We start from the raw sequence: 20,321 nt of genomic DNA, 5'->3' as shown, positions 1-20,321 counted from the left end.
ACGATTGACCTTAATGAACCGGCGTAAGGTGTAACCCATGTCCTGGCACACCTGTTACCTATGTCCCGGCACGGAACACGTACGCCGGAATGACGGTGAGGGGATAGGTGCGGCGCGGCTATCGGTCGCTTCGGCTTCTCGGCAAATCTGGCAGCGAACTTACGCCAGCACCGTCATCTCAACAGGCACCACGGTCTCGCCACTAATCACCTGAGCCTGACCGTCCTGCACCATGAACTGGATCTGCATCGTCCGCTCGGTCAACGCCGCGAGTGCGTCGACCGTGGCCGGGGCGATATCTATCACCGTGACGTTCTTCGTGCGAGCCACCGCGGCGGCGGTCTTCTTCCACCACACTTCAGCGCTGCGGCCGCTATAGGTATAGACGATCACCCGGTTCGCACGCCCCGCCGCGCGACGGATGCGCTGTTCGTCCGGCTGCCCGATTTCGATCCACAGGTCGACTTCGCCGGTCAGCTCCTTGCGCCACAGGTCCGGCTCGTCGTCCGAACTCAGGCCCTTGCCGAAAACAAGCGATTCATCGGCATTCAGCGCGAACGCCAGCACCCGGATCATCATCCGCTCGTCGGTTTCCGACGGGTGCTGCGCGATCGTCAGCGGATGGGCCTGGTAGTAATGCCGGTCCATATCGCTGATCTGCAGCTCGGCCTTGTAGACCGTCGATTTGAGTGCCATGAGGGGAAGTTACCGGGGACGTGTGGCCGCAAAGCCTACACGAACGACGCGTCCGCCAGCTGTCTTGCCACGAATTCGTCCGCTGGCGACGGCCTTCCCACATGGAAGCCCTGGACCATGTCGCAATTCATTTCGATCAGCCGATCGAGCGTTTCCTGATTCTCGACACCCTCGGCCACGGCCTCGAGACCAAGGCGGTGGGCGACCTCGACCATCGCCCGCACCAGCTGCTCCGTGCGGGGATCGTCGATCATCGCGTCCACGAAGGTACGGTCGATCTTCAGCTCGGTAGCCGGGAAGTGGCGCAGATACGCGAACGAGGCATAACCCGTGCCGAAGTCGTCGATGGCGACACGCATGCCGCGGTCGCGCAACCGGCGCAGCACGCGCACGCTCATGTCCAGATCGGTGAGCAGCGCGGTTTCGGTGACCTCGACGATCACGGATTCGGCCGGCACGCCCCAGATATCGAGCGCCCCCAGCATCTGTTCCGCGAAGCCCTGCTCCACGAAAACGCGCGCCGAAAGATTGATGGCGATATCGATCGGCGCACCGGCACGATGCAGCGTGGCCACGTGACGCAGCGACGCGTTGAGGCTCCAGCGCGTCAACGGAACGATCAGATCGCTGCGCTCCGCGAACGGAATGAAATCGACCGGCGCGACTTCGCCATGCGTCTGGGTATTCCATCGCGCCAGCGATTCCACGCGCGTGATCGTCTGTTTGCGCAGATCTAGCAGGGGCTGGAAGTAAACCTGCAGGCGGTTTGCTTCGATGTCTTCGCGCAGCTCTCCGTACAGGATTTCGACCTGGGTATTGTCCGGCTGGTACATCGCGAACGGTTCGCCGATACGCAACGCTTCGTCGTGGGCGATTTCGGCGCGACGGCATAGCAGCTCGGCGGCGGCGCCATGTTCGGGATGCATGGCCGCGCCGACTACCACGCGGCCATGCCAGGGCCGGTCGCCGCACATCAGCGGCTCGTCGAATCCGCCCACCAGCCGGGTAGCCGCCAGCAAGGCATGGGTCCGGTTGCGGATAGCGGGAAGCAGCAGCACGAACGTGTCGTCCGCGGCGACAAAGACCTTGTCGATATGCCGGACGATTTCGACGATGCGCTCGCGGGCGGCGAGCATGACCTCGTTTCCGAAGCCATAACCGAAGCGCAGCTGGGCCTCGCGCATGCCCCGCATCCGTACGACCAGCACGGCACACAGGCCCTCGCGCGAACTGTCGCGGTCGAGCAGTGCCTGCATGGCGGTGAAAATATGGGCGCGATCCGTCACGACAGCCTCGGGCGATGCGGTAATAAACGATCGGGCATGGCATTCATGGGAGGAAGTATTCCTTGGGATCGATGCCGTGGCTACCCGGGGGAAGCGAACGCAGGATATCCATGCGTTCCGGCCCCGTCTGTCGCATCAGGTCCACGATGCGGAATTCGTCCAGCGGCGACTTGTCGGGCGCGGTGAGTATCGCTATACGCGGCTGTAGCCGCCGCGCGTGATTCTGCAGCATAACGATCGCGATTTCGCCGGTTCCCAGCTCGACCAGCGACCCCGTCGGATACACCCCGAGACACGCCTGGAACTGCTCGACCAACTCGCCCTGGAATCCCGTATTGCGCCCGGCATAGATCGTACGCAACGCCACGTGCTGCGACACGGGCTCGCAATACGGCCGTGGCGTCGACATCGCATGATACGTGTCGATGATCGCAGCCATCCGCCCCGCGAGCGGAATCGCGGTGCCGATCAGACCGTCGGGATAGCCGCTACCGTCGAAGCGCTCGTGATGCGTGCGGACCATATCCAGCACTTCCTGATCCGCCACGCCGGAGTGCGCCAGGATAGCCAGACCTTCGCGCACGTGCAGACGCGCGAGTTCGATTTCGGCTTCGCTGAGCGCACCGGCGCGCAGCAGCAATTCGTCGGGCAGCTGCGATTTGCCGACGTCCATCAGCAGCCCGCCCGCGGCAAGGCTGATGATGGCCTCTTCCGAGAACCCCATGTGCCGCCCAAAAGCCGCGGCGAGCGTGCTGCAGCTGACGGCATGGCGATAGGTATAGCTATCGCGCTGACGCAGGCTTTCGATCCAGAAAAACGCATCGCCCGAACGCAGTACGCTCTCGACCATCGGACGCACCGCGTCCTCCACTTCCCGGGGATCGATGACGCGCCCCTTGGCCAGGTCGTCGACGATCTTTTCCACATAGGTCGCGACGGACTCGTAAGCCTCGCGCGCCCGGGGCACTTCTTCGTCGAACGTGGCGGTATCGGTATACGCCCGCTGCGGCACCAATCGCTGGGATGGCGTGGCCGGAGCGGTGCTTGGTTTCACCGCCACGGAAGGCGGACGAAGCGGCGGGGATTTAGAGACAGGCGCGACCTTCCGCATGGTATCGACGAACACGTAGCGGCAATGGCGCCGCAACGCGTCGATGTCGTCCTGGCTGCGAACCGGTACGCCCTGGATCGGAAACGGGGTTTCGTCCCAGTCGCAATCGAGACGGCAAACGTACATGCCGACCTCCAGATCGCCGACCGACACCCGTCTTTCCACCAGATCGTACGCCACAGTCCCCCCAGGAACGGATCGTTTCATGTCAGTACGAACCGCGAATCGACGGATCCGCCCCATGGCCAGACCGGATCGACCTTGTCCGCGACGCGTGAAACCACGCGCGCCGCCAACGGGTTCCACCGACATGCAGGTTCCGCTGTATCGGCGCCAAAGGGTGAAACTGTAACAAACGTTGCCTGCCATGGAATCCTTTCTGCCCCGGTCTTATGTGGTAACTCAGGCACTCCGGAGATATCTCCATGTTCCGTCGTCGTTTTATCGTCGTTCTGACCACGATCGCCCTCGCCGCCTGCACCGCCGTTTTCGCGCGCGACGAAGGCGTCCGCCTGCCCGATCCCGCCGTGGACGCCGCACCGTCGCCGGGTGAGCAGGTAGCGGTTCTCGCGGGCGGGTGCTTCTGGGGCGTCGAGGGGGTTTTCGAACACCTGCGTGGCGTGAAATCCGCGACCGCCGGCTACACCGGAGGCGATGCACAGCATGCCAACTACGACGATGTCAGCGAGGGCGATACCGGACACGCCGAATCGGTGCGCATTGTCTACGATCCGGCGGTCGTCAGTTACGGCCAGATACTGAAAGTGTTTTTCTCGGTCGCGCAGGACCCGACGCTGCTGAACCGCCAGGGCCCCGATCGCGGCACGCAGTACCGTTCCGCGATTTTCTATGCGACGCCGGAACAGAAGCGTGTCGCCGATGCGTATATCGCGCAGCTGGGTGCTGCGCATGTCTACAGCGCACCTATCGTCACCCAGGTCGCGGCGCTGACGACGTTCTATCCCGCCGAGAGCTATCACCAGAACTACATGCGACTGAATCCGCAGTCGCCGTATATTCTGGTGAATGACTTGCCGAAGGTCCTGGCGTTGCAGCGGTTGTATCCGGAGCGGTATGTGGCCAGCTGGGCGAATGCACGGTAGCTGATGCTGGCGGGGTTATGTCGTTTCGTGCCGTTCACCCCGTTAAAGCCGCTTGCCCCTTTCCGTCATTCCGGCGTGCGCCGGAATGACGGAAAGGGGCAGTAACGGCGAGGAATGCCGCAGCCTCTGCAGCATTCGGTCAGCTCAAACCATCGGCAAATTCAACCCCTGCTCGTGCGCACAATCGATAGCCTCCTGATACCCAGCATCGGCATGCCGCATCACGCCCGTGCCCGGATCGTTCCACAGCACGCGCGCGATCCGCTTGTCGGCCGCTTCGGTGCCGTCGCATACGATCACCACGCCGCTGTGCTGGCTGTAACCCATGCCGACACCGCCGCCGTGATGCAGGCTGACCCAGGTTGCGCCGCCGGCGACATTCAACATCGCATTGAGCAGCGGCCAGTCGCTGACCGCATCGCTGCCGTCCTTCATCGCTTCGGTTTCGCGATTCGGACTGGCGACCGATCCGGAATCCAGATGATCGCGCCCGATCACCACAGGCGCTTTCAGCTCGCCGTTGCGAACCATTTCATTGAACGCGAGGCCAAGCTTGTGGCGCTGGCCGAGACCCACCCAGCAGATGCGTGCCGGCAAACCCTGGAAGCTGATGCGTTCGCGCGCCATGTCCAGCCAGTTGTGCAGGTGCGGATCGTCGGGGATCAGCTCCTTCACCTTGGCATCGGTCTTGTAGATGTCTTCCGGATCGCCCGACAACGCGACCCAACGGAACGGGCCCACGCCGCGACAGAACAGCGGACGCACGAAGGCAGGTACGAAACCCGGGAAATCGAACGCGTTCGTCAGACCCTCGTCCTTGGCTACCTGGCGGATGTTGTTGCCGTAGTCGAACGTCGGAATGCCCTTGGCATGGAAGGCGAGCATCGCTTCGACGTGCGCGCGCATCGATGCCTTCGCGGCACGTGCGGTGCCGGCCGGATCGGACTTGCGGCGCTCGAACCATTCCTCGACTGTCCAACCAACCGGAAGATAACCGTTGATCGGATCGTGGGCGCTGGTCTGGTCGGTCACGGCATCCGGACGCACGCCGCGACGGACGAGTTCGGGCAGGATCTCCGCGGCATTGCCGAGCAGCGCGACCGAAACGGCACGGCCTTCTTTCGCATAGCGTTCCATACGCGCCAGCGCATCGTCGATGTCGCTGGCCTGCTCGTCGACGTAACGCGTCTTCAAGCGGAAATCGATGCGGCTCTGCTGGCATTCGATCGTCAGCGACGATGCACCGGCGAGACTCGCCGCCAGCGGCTGCGCGGCGCCCATGCCGCCAAGCCCGGCGGTAAGAATCCAGCGGCCGGCAAGATTGCCGTTGTAGTGCTGGCGTCCCATTTCGACGAAGGTTTCGTACGTGCCCTGCACGATGCCCTGCGAGCCGATGTAAATCCACGAGCCGGCCGTCATCTGGCCGTACATCATCAGGCCCTTGCGATCGAGCTCGTTGAAGTGTTCCCAGTTCGCCCATGCGGGCACGAGGTTGGAGTTCGCGATCAGGACACGAGGCGCGTCCGCATGCGAGGGGAAAACGCCGACCGGTTTGCCCGATTGCACCAGCAGGGTTTCGTCGTCGCGCAGATCGCGCAGCGCGCGAAGAATGGCATCGAAGCATTCCCAGTTGCGCGCGGCGCGGCCGATGCCGCCGTAAACCACGAGCTCCGCCGGATTCTCGGCCACTTCGGGATCGAGATTGTTCTGCAGCATGCGGAACGGCGCCTCCGTCAGCCAACTGCGGCAGGAAAGCTCCGTGCCGCGCGGCGCGCGGATGGTTCGGGTGGTGTCTATGCGCGTCGCTGCGGTCATCGTCGGTCTCGGTGCTGCGGTGAAGGACAGAACGCCGATTATGGGCCGCGACGGGTCGAAGGGGCTATCCGCATCGCAGCATCGATGTCCGAAAACGGCCAGTTGCGATCCTGGCCGCGGTGTAACCTCTTGCCCATGACGAACGCCCAGCCGATTCCCGAGATCCCCGATACCGCCATCTGCGAGGCCGCACGCCTGAGTCGCGACGCGCGGTTCGACGGGCTGTTCTTCACGGCGGTCACCAGCACCGGCATTTATTGCCGGCCGGTGTGTCCCGCGCCGTCGCCGAAACCGTCGAACGTGCGCTATTACGCTAATGCGGCGGCAGCGGAAGCCGCGGGCTTCCGGCCGTGTCTGCGTTGCCGGCCCGAGCTGTCGCCCGCGGATGGCGCCTGGCGGCGCGGCGACACGTTGGTGGCCCGCGCACTGAAACTTCTGGAAAACGATCTGTCGGGCGAGTCGTCTCTGGACGATCTGTCGTCGCGGCTCGCGGTGGGCAGTCGCCAGTTGCGGCGCCTGTTCGTGGAACGCCTTGGCGTGTCGCCGATCGACGTGCGCACGACGCAGCGCCTGTTGTTCGCCAAGCAATTGCTGACGGAAACGGCCATGCCCGTCACGGAGGTGGCCATGGCGTCCGGATTCGGCAGCCTGCGCCGTTTCAACGCCGCCTTCGCGAAGGCCAATCGCATCGCGCCACGCGAGCTGCGTCGCCGGCCGCGTTCGGCGGCGGGCGAGCCGTTGGTACTCCGGCTCGGTTACCGGCCGCCTTACGATTTGTCCGCCCTGCTGCAATTCCTCAGCGGTCGTGCGCTGCCCGGCATCGAACGGGTCGACGAGCGTTCGTATTCGCGGGTGTTCGGCCCGGCGGACCGTCCTGGCTGGCTCCGCATCACCGCATGGCCCGGCAACGAACCGGCGCTGAAGCTCGAACTGCACTGCCCCGACGCCACGCGCATCCTGGACGTGGTGAGCCGCCTTCGCCGGCTGTTCGACCTGGACGCCGACCCCGCGTCCATTGCCGCGCACTTCGACTCCGATCCCGTACTGGGTCCGTTGGTGCGGCGACGCCCCGGTCTGCGACTGCCCGGCGGCTGGGACGGTTTCGAGATTGCGGTTCGCGCCATCCTCGGCCAACAGGTCAGCGTAGCCGCCGCGCGCACGCTGGCGACACGGCTGGTCGACCGGTACGGCGCACAGTTGGCCGATCCCGCGATTCCGGGCCTCGATCGCCTGTTCCCCGAACCCGCTGCGCTGGCCGATGTCGACCTGCGCACGATCGGCCTGACCACGAGTCGCGCCGCGACCGTCAATGGCATGGCCGCCGCCGTGCGCGACGGCCGCGTCGATTTCCGTGCCGACCGCACGCTGGACGATCTGGTAGCACACTGGACCGCCCTGCCCGGCATCGGCGACTGGACGGCGCAATACCTCGCCATGCGCGCCCTGGGCCACCCGGACGCATTTCCCGCAGCCGACCTTATCCTGCGCCGCGCCGCATCTACGGATGGCATACCGCTATCGACAAAGGCTTTGACCACCCTCGCGGAAGGCTGGCGACCGTGGCGCGCTTACGCCGTGATGCACCTGTGGCGCGGCAGTCTCGACGGAGCCAACGCATGAATACCGTTATCGTGGAACAGACCATTCCGTCGCCGCTCGGATCGCTGCGACTCCTCGCCAGCGTCGACGGTTTGCGGGCCATCGAATTTCCCGACTTCCCGGATCGCAAACGCTGGCGGCCCGCGCCGGCGGCAACGAATGTCGCCGATGCACGCACGCCGGAAGAATGCGCGGCGGCGGAAGTCATCGCACACGCGCAAGCCCAATTGGAAGAGTATTTCGCTGGAACGCGCACGACCTTCGACTTGCCGCTAGCGCCCGAAGGCACCGGCTTCCAGCAGAAAGTATGGATGGCCTTGCGGGCGATTCCCTTCGGAGAAACCGCCAGCTACGGCGATGTCGCGCGACGCATCGGCCATCCCGACGCCGTGCGCGCCGTCGGCGCGGCCAACGGCGCGAATCCGATCTCGATCGTCGTGCCATGCCATCGGGTGATCGGCGCGGACGGGCGCCTCACCGGTTTCGGTGGCGGCCTGCCGGCGAAGCGCTATCTGCTGGACCTCGAACGGACGGCTCGCGAGCCGTCGTTGTTCAGTGCCCCGCCGAGCCGGCACTGACCGGCGCGCGGTTCTCCATCGGCTGCTGGGGCGTGGCGTTGTAACGCTGCACCGCATCCTGCTGCTGCGCCCGGTACAGCTGCTGCTGCGACTGGTTCGACTGGTCCATCTGTTTTTGCAGATTGGGATCGGTCGTGTTCTGGCGCAGCTGAGCGGAATTGGCCTGCCGGATCTGCTGCTGTACGGCGTTCTGCTGGATCTGGTTCTGCACGCGCTGCTGGTTCGCGGCCTGCTGCCAACGCTGATTCGCCGACGGCTGCACGATAACGACGGGTCTGGGCTGCTGCGCCGCCGGTTTCGGCTGCGTCGCCGGGGTGGTCGTCTGGGCGACCGCGAGCGGGATCGCAAGAACCAACGACAGCGCTACCAGATAACGGCGAATAGTGGTGTGAGATGAATTAGTCATACGGACAGGCCATGATAGGGGGATTTCCCACGTTCCAAGCCTACGGTCCCGTCCATGAATTTCTCGTTTCGTCCGCTCGTTCGCGGCATGCTTCCGTTCATCATGCTGCTCGCACTGGCGGGCTGTGGCACCACCGCGACGAAACCTCCCGTCGCGACGCGCCACCCGGTACTGCTGATCTCCATCGATGCCTTCCGGCCCGACTATCTCGATCGCGGCCAGACGCCGACGCTGGCGTCGATCGTCCGCGAAGGCGCCCGTGCGCCGTACATGCGCCCGTCGTTCCCGTCGCTGACGTTTCCGAACCACTACACGCTGGTCACGGGTCTGGTGCCGGATCATCACGGTGTCGTGAACAACACGATGGTCGACCCGAAAATCGGCCGCTTCCGTCTGGCGGATCGCGATGCGACCAGCGACGGTCGCTGGTGGGATGGCGCCGAACCGCTGTGGGTAACCGCCCAGAAACAGGGCCTGCGCACCGCGACGATGTTCTGGCCGGGTACCGAGGCGGAAATCCGCGGCATGCGTCCGGATCGCTGGATCCCCTACGACGGCGACCTCACGTCGAACGGCCGTGTCGACCAGTTGCTGAAGTGGATCGACGAGCCGGGTCCGAAGCCCATGTTCGACACGCTTTATTTCGACGCGGTCGATCATGCCGGGCACGAACACGGACCGGACTCGCCGGAAGTGGACGTCGCGCTGCGCGAAACCGATGCGGCGCTGGCGCGACTGGTCGCCGGGCTGAAGGCACGTGGCATCTACGACAGCATGGACATCCTCGTGGTCTCGGACCACGGCATGGCCAATCTGCCGTCCGATCACATCATCTTCGCCGACGACGTCGCCGACGTGACCCAGTTGGACGAGGTCTCCTACGGTGTCGTCGCCACGTTCAATCCGCTGCCCGCTCACGGCTTCGCCCGACCGGAAGCCGCCCTGCTGGCGTCGCATCCGCACATGCAGTGCTACCGCAAGGGCGACCTGCCGGCGCGCTTCCAGTACGGCACGAACCCGCGCGTACCGGCCATCGTCTGCATGGCCGAGACCGGCTGGACGATCGTCAGCCATGCCGCACTGGCAGCGCGCACGACGCCCATGTCGCTCGGCGAACACGGCTACGACAATGCCGACCCTACGATGCGCGCACTGTTCGTCGCGCGCGGCCCCTCGTTCCAGCCGGGCGCCACGGTGGCGCCGTTCCCTAACGTCGACGTCTACCCCCTGATCGTTCACCTGCTGGGAATTTCCGGGCAACCGAACGACGGGAACCTCGGCGACATCGAGGGACTGCTGCGACCGGCTGCCCGCTGAGAGGCCTGTTCCCGTAGAATTCGCCCATGCGTCAGATCTATACATCGCCCCGCCTGGAAAACATCGACCGTGTCGTCGCCCTCCTCACCGAGAAGGGCATCGAGACGACCGTCACCAATCGCTCGACCTGGAATCGCCCGACCTACCAGCGTTTCAGCTATTCGCAACGGCTGGACAACCGCGACACCTGGCCGCAGGTCTGGATCAACGGCGCCGACGACTTCGCCCCGGCCCGCGCGCTGCTGAAGGAGATCGGCATCGACCCGGTCGTGCGGTTCCAGGAAGAACTGAACATCGCGCGCCAGCCGGACCGCCGGCCGCCCCAGCAGCGAACCGCCGCCCGCGTGCGCCTGATGATGCTGGCCGTCGTCGTCGGCGTGTTCCTGATTTACATCCTGAAGGCCACGCGCATCCTCTGAATGGGCTATAAAATCGGGGCATGTGCTCCGATCGCGTCCGTCTGTTCCAGACCCTGCCCCACGCTTGCGGCTATTACGACGACCGCACGGCGCAGAATCTCGTGGTCGATCCGGGCGCTCCCAACCTCGACCGCCTGTATGGCGGCGCCCTCGCGAAGGGTTTCCGTCGCGCGGGCGGGCATCTGTACCTGCCCCGGTGCAGCGAATGCCAGGCCTGCGTCCCCTGCCGCATCGACGTCGAGCGTTTCGTTCCCGACCGGGCGCAACGGCGCTGCCTGAAGCGCAACGCGGACCTCGCCGTCGCCGAGACCATGCCAGGCTACACCGACGAACGCCACGACCTGTACGCGAGTTACCTGCACGCGCGACACAGCGGCGGCGGCATGGACGGTGCGGACGCCGACGATTTCCAGCGCTTTCTCGTGGCGCCGTGGAGTCCGACCGTATTCCTCGAATTCAGGCGCGAGGAACGGTTGCTTGGCGTCGCCGTCACCGACCTTTGCATCGGCGGCGCTTCGGCCGTCTATACGTTTTTCGATCCCGACGAGTCCCCGCGAAGCCTTGGCACGTTCGGTATCCTTCAACAGATCGAACTGGCGAAGCGACGCGGCATCCCGTTCCTGTACCTCGGCTTCTGGATCGAAGGGCATCCGAAGATGGATTACAAAAGCCGGTTCCATGCGCTCGAAGTGCGGCGCAACGGGCAATGGGTCGACATGGCGGCCCGATGACCGACAATGGTCGATCACTTTCCCGGAAACACGCCCCCATGGGACCGCAACGCATCGTCTGTCTGACGGAAGAACCGACCGAAACCCTGTACCTGCTGGGCGAGGAACATCGCATCGTGGGCATCAGCGGCTTCACGGTGCGGCCACCGAGGGCGCGCAAGGAAAAACCGAAGGTCAGCGCGTTCACCAGCGCGAACATCGATAAGATCCTGGCACTCAAGCCGGATCTGGCGATCGGCTTTTCCGATATCCAGGCCGACATCGCGGCCGCGCTGATCAAGGCCGGTGTCGAGGTGTGGATATCGAATCATCGCAGCGTGGAAGGCATCGTCGATTACATAAGGCGTCTCGGCGCCCTGGTCGGCGCCGCCTCGCGCGCCGATGCGCTGGCCATGCAGATGGAAGAGCGCATAGCTACCGTGCGCGCTGACGCCGAAACGCTGGAACGCAGGCCGCGGGTGTATCTGGAGGAATGGGACGATCCGCAGATCACGGGCATCCGCTGGGTATCGGAGCTTCTGACCATCGCCGGTGGCGACGACATCTTCCCGGAACACGCGGCGATGCCGCTGGCGCGCGACCGCATACTCGCCGATCCCCTGGAGGTCGTCCGCCGTTCGCCGGACATCGTCATCGGCAGCTGGTGCGGCAAACGGTTCCGGCCGGAACACGTCGCCGCACGGCCCGGCTGGGAAAACGTTCCGGCCGTAGCGAACGGCGAACTCCATGAGATCAAGTCGCCGCTGATTCTGCAGCCGGGTCCCGCCGCGCTGACCGACGGACTCGACGCGTTGAGCGCCATAGTGCGCGGCTGGTCCAACCGGCAAGCGCCCGACTGACGATCTACTCTGCCACCGCCTCGACCGCCAGCTTCGACACCACCTCGCCGGCAGGTTCCTTGGCAGTACGCATCGGCAGAAACATCGCCGCAGCCGCGCAAAGCGCCTGAATCACGCAGAACAGGCGCAACGTCGACAGATACGCCTCGCTTCCACCGGAGGCTGTCGCCCCCAACTGCGCATGCAGAAAAACGACCAGCCCGGTCGTGGCAACCGGACCGCCCAGCCGCTGACAAATATTCAGCGCCGTCGTGGCGACGGGAATCGATGCCTTCGGAATAGCCGCGTACGCGGCGGATAGCGAAGGAAGATTGATGCAGCTGAAACCCAGTCCACGAATGAAGAACAGGACGCAGATCGCAGCCGTCGGCATGTGTGCCACGTCGAACACGGCGAATGGCAAGGTACCCAGCAGCGCCACGATGGCACCGCCCGACGAGACGCGCCGGGGCCCGAAGCGGTCCGTCAGGCGCCCCATCATCGGATACATGCATAGCAATCCGAGGCCGGTCGGCGCGAACAGCAAACCGGTTTCGGCGGGCGACCTGCCACCGGCCGTCAGCAGGTACAGCGGGAAAAGCATCTGTCCGGCGAGCAATACGCCGTTGCTCAGGAACTGGGTCGCGGCAGCGGCCGAGAACGTGCGGGTACGGAACAGACGCAGGTCGATCAGTGCTTCGCCGCCACGACGGGCGCCATGCCAGAAGAAGGCGATCAGCAATGCGACCGCGGCGGCGAGTTCCGCATGTGTATAGGTCGCCGCACCATTCGCCAATGCTTCCAGTCCATGCAGCGACATCACGATTGCCGGCGACAGCAGCATGAACCCGAGCAGATCGAACGGCCGCCGCACGGTTTCGTGCCCGTCCCGCGGAAGGATGTACCAGGCGAACAGGACGGCTGCGATACCCACCGGCAAATTGATATAGAACAGCCAGCGCCAGCCAGCGTGCTGAAGGACGAAACCCGCCAGCGCGGGCCCAAGGATCGGACCGATCAGGACCGGCATGACGGCGATACCCATCACGCGCGCGAGATTCCGGCCGGCGATGCGCGCCAGCATCATCTGCGCCATGGGCGCGAGCAGGCCACCCGCCGCGCCTTGCAACATGCGCGCGGCGATCAGCTCGTTCGCCGAACCGGCTATACCGCACAACATGGAGGCAAGCGTGAAAACGGTGAAGCAACCGAGATAAATGCGCTTCGCGCCCACGCGGTCGACCAGCCAGCCGCTGAGCGGAAGCATCAGGGCCAGCGCGAGAAGATAGCCCGTCGTGACCCATTGAATGAGGGTCAGCGGAGCATTGAGTTCCTTCCCCAGCGTCGAAAGCGAAATATTGACGACCGTGGAATCCAGCGTCGTCATCAACGGTCCCAGCATGACGACGCCGGCGATCTTCCAGACCATCGGGTCGATCCGATCCCTCGCAGTCGCAGCGACGGCATTCATCACGGCTGCGTGCCTTGCGCGCGAACACGGCCGAAATGCACGGCCGTATAGGAACCAAGCGCAAGCGCCCCGACGCACGCCGAAATAAACAACGCATTCGCCCCCACCTCGACCGGATGGCGCGTCAACAAGATCAATCCGGCGATAAGGTTGAACATACCCCATAGAACATTGACCCACGGCGATGACGGACCCACGCCGCGCGGTCTTGAAAAAGGCGTCGGGAACGGCATGCCCTGAAGACCGGCAGCCAGATGCGGAATAGCGTTGAACAGGAATGCGCCGGCGAAGAAAGCCCCGGCACAGGCGAGGACATCGTTCATGGGTGGGACCTCGGAATCATAAATGCGAGGACACCCTCGCATATGGCAATTATGCGAGGATTGCCTCGCATATGTCAAAATACCCGGATGGCCCACGGCCACGAAGAGGACGATCAGGATGACCAGCACACCCGTAGCCGTCGCCGCCAAACCCAAGCAGGAGCGCGGGCGGCAGCGCGTCGCCGCTATTCTGGAAGCCGGTGCGCAGGTGTTCTCGGAGAAGGGTTACGACGCCGCCACCATGACCGAAATCGCCGCTCGTGCGGCTACCGCGATCGGCTCGATGTACCGGTTCTTTCCTTCGAAAGAGTCGCTGGCCGACGCCTTGCTGGTGCGCTACGCGGAACACGCGGTCGCGGAAGCGACGGCGCTGGGCGAACGCGCGCAGTCGCTATCGCTGGAAGAACTCGCGAACGCCCTGGTCGACTTCAGGCTGTCGTTGCAGAGCGAACGGCAGTTCGCCATCGGGCTGGTCGATGCGCGCGGCGGCAGGCTCGAAAACCGCGAAGCCTTTCGCAAAGCGATGCTGCGCACGATAGCGGGCATCCTGCGCAACGCCGTCGACGGCTTGTCGCGCACGCGCTCGGAGGCAGCGGCGTTCGTGCTGTTGCAGATGCTGAAAGGCGTGTCCGAAGCGGCCAACGAAAAGCCGGGGCGACGCGCCGCATTGCTGACCGAAATCAGGAGTCTTACGCTCGTCTACCTGATATCGCTGAAGCAGCCGCCGGCTGCCTGAGCCCGAACGATTTCAATGCCCGAACGTACTCAGCGTGAGTTTGCGCTGATGCGCTTCCAGCCGGTGTTCGAACAGGAACACACCCTGCCACGTGCCGAGCAATGGACGGCCACCATGCACGGGAAGGGAAAGACTGACGCCGGTCAGCACCGACCGCACATGCGCGGGCATGTCGTCGGGACCTTCGTCGCGATGCTTGAACAACGGATCGCCATCGGGAACCAGGCGTGCGAAGAAACGTTCCAGATCGGCGGCGACGTCCGGATCGGCATTCTCGCCAATCAGCAGCGAGCAGCTGGTGTGCTGCACGAACAGGTTCACGATACCCGTCTGTACGCCACTGGCGGAAACGGCGTCGACGACGCGGTTGGTCACTTCGATGAGACCGCGACCGCGCGTGTGCACCGTCACGGTCGTCTGGGCGACATGTTGCACGGGCTGGCTGCGGCTCATCGGACGTTCTCCCGGATTTATGGATAGAGCAGTCGGTTCGTCCAGCCGTCTGTACCGGCTTCGTAGTTGACACGTTCGTGCAGACGGAAGGTCGCCCCGTACCAGAACTCGACCCGGTCCGGCTCGACGAGATAGCCGCCCCAGTGCGGGGGACGCGTCACGTCGCGGCCGGCGAATTCGCGTTCGTAGCGCGCGACGCGCTCTTCGAACGTGGCGCGATCGGGCAGCGTCTGCGATTGCTTCGACGCCCACGCGCCGATCTGACTGCCCCGCGGCCGCTTCGCGAAATAGGCATCGGACTCCGCATCGCCCAGCTTGCCCACCCGTCCTTCGAAACGCACCTGGATGCCTTCTCGGATCTGCTTCCAGTGAAAGCACAGTGCGACCTGCGGATGCGCGGCAAGCTGCTCGCCCTTCGCGCTGTCGTAGTTCGTGAAGAAGCTCAGGCCGCGCTCGTCGATGCTCTTGAGCAGCACGATGCGCGAATGAATGCGCCCCTGTCCGTCGGAGGTGGACAGAGTCATCGCCGTGGGTTCGGGGTCGCCGCTTGCACGGGCCTCGTCCAGCAGCGAACGGAAGGTATCGAGGATCTCGGCGTTGAGCATGACGGTCCGGCTATGCTTATTGCATGGAGTCCACCGATGCTAGCACGCAGGCCCATACGCTCGCCGCGACGCTGATGTCGCAGCTGGGCGACGCCATCGCCCTCCATGACGGGCCCTTCGTCCTGGGTGTTTCCGGCTTGCAGGGCAGCGGCAAAAGCACGCTGGCGGCGGCCATCGCCGCGCTGGCGAACGAACGGGACGGCCCGGCGGTAGTGCTGTCGATCGACGATGTCTACCTGACCCGCACCGAACGCAAGGCTTTGTCGCGGCGTGTCCATCCGCTGCTGAAGACACGCGGCGTACCGGGCACCCACGACCTGCCCCTGCTTATCGACACGCTCGACCGGCTGCCACATGCGTCGCCGGACCATCCGGTCGCGCTGCCCCGCTTCGACAAGGGCATAGACGACCGCGCGCCGCGCGACCGGTGGCCGCTGGTGACGAAGGCGCCGCGGCTGATCGTGCTGGAAGGCTGGTGTCTCGGGGTGACGCCCGAGGACGAGGTGTCGCTCGCCACGCCGGTCAACGACCTCGAACGCAACGAGGATGTCGATGCGAGCTGGAGGCTCTGGGTCAATTCGCGGATCGACGATTACCTGCCTGTCTGGGACCGGATCGACGCGCTTGCATTGCTGCTGGCGCCTTCGTGGGACGTGGTACGGGCATGGCGGGGGGAAGCCGAGGAAGCGCTGCATGCGCGTGGCGCGCCGCAGGCTATGGACGATGTGGCCATGGAGCGGTTTCTTCAGCATTACGAGCGGGTGAGCAAGCTCGCGTTGCGGGTGCTTCCGGGGATGGCGGATGTCGTCGTCAGGCTGGATGGGCGGCGACGTCCCACCTTTCCCGCTTAGCCGCTTCGTAGGCTTTCGCGCGCAGGCGCGCTCCCACAAGGATCAGGTGCGCGTTGGCTCTCTGTGGGAGCGCGCCTGCGCGCGAAAGCCTACGAAGCGATGAAGAAGGAGCCCTCACTCCCCCAGCAACCCCGTATACCCCACCCGGGCATCCGGCCACCGGCACCGAAACCCACTCGCCCGCAGCCGCGCATTGCTCAACCGCTTATTCCCGATACCACGCGGCCCCGGCCCCTCCTCCGGAGGCGGCACCCCGAGCAACCCCGCGATATGGTCGTAAAGCACATCCATCGGCAGCGGCATGTCGTCGACACCCAGATAAACCGGCGCCGGATCGTCCAGCGCCAGCACGTGCGCCAGCGCGGCCGCCGCATCGTCGACATGGATACGGTTCGCGAAAACATGACCGCCACGCGGCACCCGCGCGCTACCGTCGCGCAGGTTCTGGAAAAGCTGCATACGCCCCGGCCCGTACAGCCCGGCAAGACGCACGGCGATACCCGCGACATCCCGCGTCGCCAGCCAGCGTTCCGCTTCCAGCAGTACATGCCCGTTGAATCCGGGCGGATCGGGCGGCGTATCCTCGTCGACCCACGCGCCATCGTGTTCGCCGTAAACCGCGGAGGACGAGACGAATACCGCGCGTTCGAGCGACGCCGGGGCCAGCGCGTCGAGCAGGTGACGGAAACCATCGACGAACACCGCGCGATAAGCCGCTTCGTACCGCGCATCCGGTGTCGCCGCGAATACCACGCGTTTCACGGCAGGCAGGTCGCGCAGCGTGTCCGGGCGAGTCAGGTCGCCACGCAGCCAGCGCACTCCGTTCCCCGTCGAAATCGCCTCGCCGCGACGGAGCGCGTAAACGGTATGCCCCTGCCCCGCGAGCAGCGCCGCAAGCCGTCCGCCGACGTCTCCGGCACCGGCAATGAGCACCGGCTCGTTCATCCGCTGGTCGCTTGTTGTTAGCATGGCTCGATGAATCCTTCGCGTAACCTGTTCCTGGTCGGTCCCATGGGTGCCGGAAAGACGTCCATCGGTCGACGACTGGCGGAGCACTACGGCATGCCCTTCGTCGATCTCGATATCGAGATCGAAGCACGCTGCGGCCTCACCGTATCCACGATTTTCGAGCGCGAAGGCGAGGCCGGCTTCCGGGCACGCGAATGCGCGCATCTGGACGAGTTTAGCCTTCGCACCGGCGTCGTGCTCGCCACCGGCGCGGGCGCCGTGCTCGATCCGGCCAATCGCCGCGTGCTGCGCGAACGTGGTTTCGTGGTGTGGCTGCAGGTATCCGTCGACGAACAGATCGACCGCCTGCAACACGACCGGCAACGGCCATTGCTTGCCGTGCCCGACCGTCGCACGCGTCTGGAAACGCTCTCCACCGACCGGCTGCCCCTGTACAACGAACTGGCCGACCTCGCCTTTCCGGGTCGCCACGAAGACGTCGAAAACGCGGCGGCGCGAGCCATCGCATCGATCGACCAGCACTGGAACCGTCCCACACCATGAAAACCGTCGATGTCGCTCTGGGCGAACGCAGCTATCCCGTATGGATCGGTGCCGGCCTGCTGGCCGATTCGGCACGCTGGCGGGAGCGCATTCGCGGCCGCCACGTCCTGGTCATCAGCAATGTGACCGTCGCGCCCCTGTATCTGGATGCGCTGGCGCGCGGGCTGGAAGGATTCACGTGGTCGAGTTTTCTGATCGGAGATGGCGAGGCGAATAAAACCTTCGCCAACGTCGGCCTTGCGCTCGAAGCACTGGGAAAACTTGGCGCCACGCGCGATGCATGCGTGATAGCACTCGGCGGTGGCGTCGTCGGCGATCTTGCCGGTTTTACCGCGTCCTGCTGGATGCGCGGCATCGACTTCATCCAGGTCCCGACCACCCTTCTCGCCATGGTGGATTCGTCGGTAGGCGGCAAGACCGGCGTCAACCTGCCGGCCGGGAAGAATCTCGTCGGCGCGTTTCATCAGCCGCGCGCCGTCGTGGCCGACATCGACACACTAGATACGTTGCCGCAGCGCGAATACCGCGCGGGTCTCGCGGAAGTGGTGAAGGCTGCCGCCATCGGCGACGTGCCGTTCTTCGACTGGCTCGAAGCCCACGCCGATGCGCTGTCGCTGCGCGAATCGGCCACGCTGACGGAGGCGATCGCGCGCAAATGTCTTTATAAGGCGGGCGTCGTCGCACGCGACGAAACCGAACAGGGCGAGCGCGCCCTGCTCAATCTGGGCCACACGTTCGGCCATGCGCTGGAAACGGCGGGCAATTACACCGAACTGCTGCATGGCGAAGGCGTCGCCATCGGCATGGTCCTGGCAGCGCGGTTGTCCGAGCGCCTTGGCATGGCGCGCGAGGGCGATACGCATCGACTCGTCGCACTGCTGGAGCGTCTGGGCCTGCCGACCGCGATGCCTGAAGGTCATTCGCCGGAACGCCTGCTATCCCTGATGCGGCTGGACAAGAAGAACACCGCCGGAACGTTGCGCCTCATCCTGTGGCGGGGCGTCGGCGCCGCTGAAATCGTCGCCGGCGTCGACGAGCGCGACGTACTGGCGGTACTCGGCTAGGCCGCCATCCGGGCCGGCGTGCGCGGCGAGGGGCGACCACCTACAATGGCAGGTCCTGCGCCAGACCGAACCCTTTCATGCGCATCTACATGCAAACCGTGTCCGACGTCGCCTCCGAGGCGCCGCGTTACGTCCAGATCGTGCTCGAGCAGGATCTCCTGGGCGGCTGGACGCTGTACCGGGAATCCGGCGTGCAGGGTGGAAAGGCAACGCTCAAGCGCGACGTCTACCTGGAGCGCGATGCCGCGCTCGCCGCGTTCGCGAAAGCCCGCGACGCGCAGATCAAACGAGGTTTCAAAGTAATGTTCAGTCAGGGATTGGAGTCCGAGCATGGCCGATGAGGTTCTCGTCAACGATCGCTTCCTGCGCGCACTGCGCCGCGAACCGGTCGATACCACGCCCATCTGGGTTATGCGTCAGGCGGGCCGTTACCTGCCGGAATACCGCGAAACCCGCGGCCGCGCGGGCAGCTTCATGGGCCTGGCGACGAATCCGGAACGGGCCTGCGAAGTCACGCTGCAACCGCTCGAACGCTTCGATCTGGACGCGGCGATCCTGTTCTCCGACATCCTCACCATTCCCGATGCGATGGGTCTCGGCCTGTCTTTCGCGAACGGCGAAGGTCCGCGTTTCGCGCGCCCTGTCCGCAGTGCGGCCGACATCGAACGGCTGGCCGTTCCCGACATGGACGGCGAGCTGCGCTACGTCATGGACGCCGTACGGCTGATCCGCCAGGAATTGCATGGCCGCGTACCGCTGATCGGTTTTTCCGGCAGTCCGTGGACGCTGGCCTGTTACATGGTCGAAGGCGAAGGATCGCGCGATTTCGCGCGCGTGAAAGCGCTGGCGTGGAACGAACCCGCGCTTGCCCACCGGCTGCTGGATACCGTGGCGCGCTCCGTCGCCGTCTACCTCATCGCCCAGGCGAACGCCGGTGCGCAGGCGCTGATGATCTTCGACACCTGGGGCGGCCTGCTCGGCCCCGCACCTTTCCGCGAATTCTCGCTGCGCTATATGTCGCAAGTGGTCGATGCACTGAAGGCCGATGCCGCCAGCCGCGACCTGCCGGTGATTCTCTTCTCCAAGGGCGCCATGGGCCAGCTCGAAGCGCTCGCCGATACCGGCTGCACCGGCCTGGGCATCGACTGGAGCATCGACATCGGCGAAGCACGCCGCCGCGTCGGCGATCGCGTCGCGTTGCAGGGCAATCTCGATCCGGCGGTATTACGCGCCAGCCCCGAGATCGTGGAACGCGAAGCGCGCGCCGTACTGGACAGCTTCGGCAACCACCCCGGGCACGTGTTCAACCTGGGCCACGGCATCACGCCGGAAGTGGACCCGGAGAACGTGAAGGTGCTGGTGGATACGGTGCATGCGCATGGGCGGAAGATTCGCCAGGATTAAGAACGCACGCATGTAGCGCTCTC

General features: G+C 65.0%; 23 protein-coding genes. 13 read left to right on the top strand and 10 right to left on the bottom strand.

Going from position 1 to position 20,321, the window contains the following annotated elements; genetic code table 11:
* Positions 1 to 159: 159 nt before the first annotated feature.
* The 3 genes from EC912_RS18925 to EC912_RS18915 are packed head-to-tail and all read right to left on the bottom strand — an operon-like array spanning position 160 to position 3,273.
* On the bottom strand, positions 160 to 696 hold the full coding sequence (locus EC912_RS18925) for a YaeQ family protein (protein WP_132147547.1): 537 nt from the start codon (positions 694 to 696) through the stop codon (positions 160 to 162).
* Positions 697 to 731: 35 nt separating this feature from the next.
* Complete coding sequence (locus EC912_RS18920) at positions 732 to 1,982, bottom strand: putative bifunctional diguanylate cyclase/phosphodiesterase (protein ID WP_132147544.1); 1,251 nt, start codon at positions 1,980 to 1,982, stop codon at positions 732 to 734.
* 43 nt (positions 1,983 to 2,025) lie between these two features.
* Positions 2,026 to 3,273 (bottom strand): HD-GYP domain-containing protein, encoded by a 1,248-nt coding sequence (locus EC912_RS18915; protein WP_132147541.1) that lies wholly within the window; start codon positions 3,271 to 3,273, stop codon positions 2,026 to 2,028.
* 245 nt (positions 3,274 to 3,518) lie between these two features.
* Here EC912_RS18915 and msrA point away from each other — a divergent pair, with 245 nt between their 5' ends.
* Complete coding sequence (gene msrA / locus EC912_RS18910; RefSeq protein WP_132147538.1) at positions 3,519 to 4,196, top strand: peptide-methionine (S)-S-oxide reductase MsrA; 678 nt, start codon at positions 3,519 to 3,521, stop codon at positions 4,194 to 4,196.
* Between the two features lie 144 nt (positions 4,197 to 4,340).
* On the opposite strand, the gene hutU is transcribed toward msrA, so the two are convergent.
* Positions 4,341 to 6,011, bottom strand: a complete 1,671-nt coding sequence (gene hutU / locus EC912_RS18905; RefSeq protein WP_132147535.1) for a urocanate hydratase — start codon at positions 6,009 to 6,011, stop codon at positions 4,341 to 4,343.
* 135 nt (positions 6,012 to 6,146) lie between these two features.
* On the opposite strand from hutU, the gene EC912_RS18900 reads away from it, so the two are divergent.
* Positions 6,147 to 7,631, top strand: a complete 1,485-nt coding sequence (locus EC912_RS18900; RefSeq protein WP_132147532.1) for a DNA-3-methyladenine glycosylase 2 family protein — start codon at positions 6,147 to 6,149, stop codon at positions 7,629 to 7,631.
* Positions 7,628 to 8,188 (top strand): methylated-DNA--[protein]-cysteine S-methyltransferase, encoded by a 561-nt coding sequence (locus tag EC912_RS18895; RefSeq protein ID WP_132147529.1) that lies wholly within the window; start codon positions 7,628 to 7,630, stop codon positions 8,186 to 8,188. The genes EC912_RS18900 and EC912_RS18895 overlap by 4 nt, the downstream gene beginning before the upstream one ends.
* Here the strand turns inward: EC912_RS18895 and EC912_RS18890 are convergent.
* Positions 8,163 to 8,594 (bottom strand): hypothetical protein, encoded by a 432-nt coding sequence (locus EC912_RS18890; protein WP_132147526.1) that lies wholly within the window; start codon positions 8,592 to 8,594, stop codon positions 8,163 to 8,165. The genes EC912_RS18895 and EC912_RS18890 overlap by 26 nt on opposite strands.
* Positions 8,595 to 8,648: 54 nt before the next feature.
* Between EC912_RS18890 and EC912_RS18885 the strand changes: the two genes are divergently transcribed.
* The 4 genes from EC912_RS18885 to EC912_RS18870 are packed head-to-tail and all read left to right on the top strand — an operon-like array spanning position 8,649 to position 11,900.
* On the top strand, positions 8,649 to 9,911 hold the full coding sequence (locus EC912_RS18885; protein ID WP_132147523.1) for an ectonucleotide pyrophosphatase/phosphodiesterase: 1,263 nt from the start codon (positions 8,649 to 8,651) through the stop codon (positions 9,909 to 9,911).
* A 26-nt stretch (positions 9,912 to 9,937) separates the two neighbouring features.
* Positions 9,938 to 10,330, top strand: coding sequence for a hypothetical protein (locus EC912_RS18880; RefSeq protein WP_132147520.1), 393 nt, complete (start codon positions 9,938 to 9,940; stop codon positions 10,328 to 10,330).
* 20 nt (positions 10,331 to 10,350) lie between these two features.
* Positions 10,351 to 11,061: an arginyltransferase gene (locus EC912_RS18875; protein ID WP_132147517.1), complete on the top strand. Its 711-nt coding sequence runs from the start codon at positions 10,351 to 10,353 to the stop codon at positions 11,059 to 11,061.
* Between the two features lie 38 nt (positions 11,062 to 11,099).
* The gene (locus tag EC912_RS18870) at positions 11,100 to 11,900 is read left to right on the top strand and encodes a cobalamin-binding protein (RefSeq protein WP_132147514.1); all 801 of its coding nucleotides are present in this window, start codon (positions 11,100 to 11,102) and stop codon (positions 11,898 to 11,900) included.
* Positions 11,901 to 11,904: 4 nt separating this feature from the next.
* On the opposite strand, the gene EC912_RS18865 is transcribed toward EC912_RS18870, so the two are convergent.
* Both EC912_RS18865 and EC912_RS18860 read right to left on the bottom strand, forming a co-directional pair.
* Positions 11,905 to 13,308 (bottom strand): DHA2 family efflux MFS transporter permease subunit, encoded by a 1,404-nt coding sequence (locus EC912_RS18865; protein WP_207906897.1) that lies wholly within the window; start codon positions 13,306 to 13,308, stop codon positions 11,905 to 11,907.
* Positions 13,309 to 13,349: 41 nt separating this feature from the next.
* Positions 13,350 to 13,802, bottom strand: coding sequence for a hypothetical protein (locus tag EC912_RS18860; protein WP_207906896.1), 453 nt, complete (start codon positions 13,800 to 13,802; stop codon positions 13,350 to 13,352).
* Between EC912_RS18860 and EC912_RS18855 the strand changes: the two genes are divergently transcribed.
* Positions 13,792 to 14,409 (top strand): TetR/AcrR family transcriptional regulator, encoded by a 618-nt coding sequence (locus EC912_RS18855; RefSeq protein ID WP_132147508.1) that lies wholly within the window; start codon positions 13,792 to 13,794, stop codon positions 14,407 to 14,409. The two genes, EC912_RS18860 and EC912_RS18855, sit on opposite strands and share 11 nt — an antisense overlap.
* A 12-nt stretch (positions 14,410 to 14,421) precedes the next feature.
* Here the strand turns inward: EC912_RS18855 and EC912_RS18850 are convergent, their stop codons facing one another.
* Both EC912_RS18850 and pdxH read right to left on the bottom strand, forming a co-directional pair.
* A complete protein-coding gene (locus tag EC912_RS18850; RefSeq protein ID WP_132147505.1) occupies positions 14,422 to 14,862 on the bottom strand; it encodes a secondary thiamine-phosphate synthase enzyme YjbQ in 441 nt (146 codons plus the stop codon).
* A gap of 17 nt (positions 14,863 to 14,879) precedes the next feature.
* On the bottom strand, positions 14,880 to 15,467 hold the full coding sequence (pdxH, locus tag EC912_RS18845) for a pyridoxamine 5'-phosphate oxidase (RefSeq protein ID WP_132147502.1): 588 nt from the start codon (positions 15,465 to 15,467) through the stop codon (positions 14,880 to 14,882).
* Between the two features lie 23 nt (positions 15,468 to 15,490).
* Here pdxH and EC912_RS18840 point away from each other — a divergent pair, with 23 nt between their 5' ends.
* The gene (locus EC912_RS18840; protein ID WP_132147499.1) at positions 15,491 to 16,318 is read left to right on the top strand and encodes a kinase; all 828 of its coding nucleotides are present in this window, start codon (positions 15,491 to 15,493) and stop codon (positions 16,316 to 16,318) included.
* Between the two features lie 114 nt (positions 16,319 to 16,432).
* On the opposite strand, the gene EC912_RS18835 is transcribed toward EC912_RS18840, so the two are convergent.
* Positions 16,433 to 17,287 (bottom strand): NAD-dependent epimerase/dehydratase family protein, encoded by an 855-nt coding sequence (locus tag EC912_RS18835; protein ID WP_343137426.1) that lies wholly within the window; start codon positions 17,285 to 17,287, stop codon positions 16,433 to 16,435.
* Positions 17,288 to 17,293: 6 nt separating this feature from the next.
* Here EC912_RS18835 and EC912_RS18830 point away from each other — a divergent pair, with 6 nt between their 5' ends.
* The 4 genes from EC912_RS18830 (at position 17,294) to hemE (ending at position 20,298) form a co-directional block, all read left to right on the top strand.
* Complete coding sequence (locus tag EC912_RS18830; RefSeq protein ID WP_132147496.1) at positions 17,294 to 17,830, top strand: shikimate kinase; 537 nt, start codon at positions 17,294 to 17,296, stop codon at positions 17,828 to 17,830.
* Positions 17,827 to 18,894, top strand: coding sequence for a 3-dehydroquinate synthase (gene aroB / locus EC912_RS18825; RefSeq protein WP_132147493.1), 1,068 nt, complete (start codon positions 17,827 to 17,829; stop codon positions 18,892 to 18,894). Before EC912_RS18830 ends, aroB begins: the two co-directional genes overlap by 4 nt.
* A 77-nt stretch (positions 18,895 to 18,971) precedes the next feature.
* Complete coding sequence (locus EC912_RS18820; RefSeq protein WP_132147490.1) at positions 18,972 to 19,235, top strand: hypothetical protein; 264 nt, start codon at positions 18,972 to 18,974, stop codon at positions 19,233 to 19,235.
* Positions 19,225 to 20,298, top strand: coding sequence for a uroporphyrinogen decarboxylase (gene hemE, locus EC912_RS18815; RefSeq protein ID WP_132147487.1), 1,074 nt, complete (start codon positions 19,225 to 19,227; stop codon positions 20,296 to 20,298). The genes EC912_RS18820 and hemE overlap by 11 nt, the downstream gene beginning before the upstream one ends.
* Positions 20,299 to 20,321 lie beyond the last annotated feature (23 nt).

This window comes from Luteibacter rhizovicinus (assembly GCF_004342265.1).
GTDB lineage: Bacteria > Pseudomonadota > Gammaproteobacteria > Xanthomonadales > Rhodanobacteraceae > Luteibacter > Luteibacter rhizovicinus_B.
The sequence above is the reverse complement of the archived record's forward strand: the minus strand, read 5'-3'. Positions and strand labels throughout refer to the sequence as shown.

What these genes read in the sequence shown, in the direction of transcription:
- EC912_RS18925 (WP_132147547.1), bottom strand. Translation starts at nt 696, where the DNA reads ATGGCACTCAAATCGACGGTCTACAAGGCCGAGCTGCAGATCAGCGAT.
- msrA (WP_132147538.1), top strand. Translation starts at nt 3,519, where the DNA reads ATGTTCCGTCGTCGTTTTATCGTCGTTCTGACCACGATCGCCCTCGCC.
- hutU (WP_132147535.1), bottom strand. Translation starts at nt 6,011, where the DNA reads ATGACCGCAGCGACGCGCATAGACACCACCCGAACCATCCGCGCGCCG.
- EC912_RS18900 (WP_132147532.1), top strand. Translation starts at nt 6,147, where the DNA reads ATGACGAACGCCCAGCCGATTCCCGAGATCCCCGATACCGCCATCTGC.
- EC912_RS18895 (WP_132147529.1), top strand. Translation starts at nt 7,628, where the DNA reads ATGAATACCGTTATCGTGGAACAGACCATTCCGTCGCCGCTCGGATCG.
- EC912_RS18890 (WP_132147526.1), bottom strand. Translation starts at nt 8,594, where the DNA reads ATGACTAATTCATCTCACACCACTATTCGCCGTTATCTGGTAGCGCTG.
- EC912_RS18885 (WP_132147523.1), top strand. Translation starts at nt 8,649, where the DNA reads ATGAATTTCTCGTTTCGTCCGCTCGTTCGCGGCATGCTTCCGTTCATC.
- EC912_RS18880 (WP_132147520.1), top strand. Translation starts at nt 9,938, where the DNA reads ATGCGTCAGATCTATACATCGCCCCGCCTGGAAAACATCGACCGTGTC.
- EC912_RS18875 (WP_132147517.1), top strand. Translation starts at nt 10,351, where the DNA reads ATGTGCTCCGATCGCGTCCGTCTGTTCCAGACCCTGCCCCACGCTTGC.
- EC912_RS18870 (WP_132147514.1), top strand. Translation starts at nt 11,100, where the DNA reads ATGGGACCGCAACGCATCGTCTGTCTGACGGAAGAACCGACCGAAACC.
- EC912_RS18865 (WP_207906897.1), bottom strand. Translation starts at nt 13,308, where the DNA reads ATGGTCTGGAAGATCGCCGGCGTCGTCATGCTGGGACCGTTGATGACG.
- EC912_RS18855 (WP_132147508.1), top strand. Translation starts at nt 13,792, where the DNA reads ATGACCAGCACACCCGTAGCCGTCGCCGCCAAACCCAAGCAGGAGCGC.
- EC912_RS18850 (WP_132147505.1), bottom strand. Translation starts at nt 14,862, where the DNA reads ATGAGCCGCAGCCAGCCCGTGCAACATGTCGCCCAGACGACCGTGACG.
- pdxH (WP_132147502.1), bottom strand. Translation starts at nt 15,467, where the DNA reads ATGCTCAACGCCGAGATCCTCGATACCTTCCGTTCGCTGCTGGACGAG.
- EC912_RS18840 (WP_132147499.1), top strand. Translation starts at nt 15,491, where the DNA reads ATGGAGTCCACCGATGCTAGCACGCAGGCCCATACGCTCGCCGCGACG.
- EC912_RS18835 (WP_343137426.1), bottom strand. Translation starts at nt 17,287, where the DNA reads ATGCTAACAACAAGCGACCAGCGGATGAACGAGCCGGTGCTCATTGCC.
- EC912_RS18830 (WP_132147496.1), top strand. Translation starts at nt 17,294, where the DNA reads ATGAATCCTTCGCGTAACCTGTTCCTGGTCGGTCCCATGGGTGCCGGA.
- aroB (WP_132147493.1), top strand. Translation starts at nt 17,827, where the DNA reads ATGAAAACCGTCGATGTCGCTCTGGGCGAACGCAGCTATCCCGTATGG.
- EC912_RS18820 (WP_132147490.1), top strand. Translation starts at nt 18,972, where the DNA reads ATGCGCATCTACATGCAAACCGTGTCCGACGTCGCCTCCGAGGCGCCG.
- hemE (WP_132147487.1), top strand. Translation starts at nt 19,225, where the DNA reads ATGGCCGATGAGGTTCTCGTCAACGATCGCTTCCTGCGCGCACTGCGC.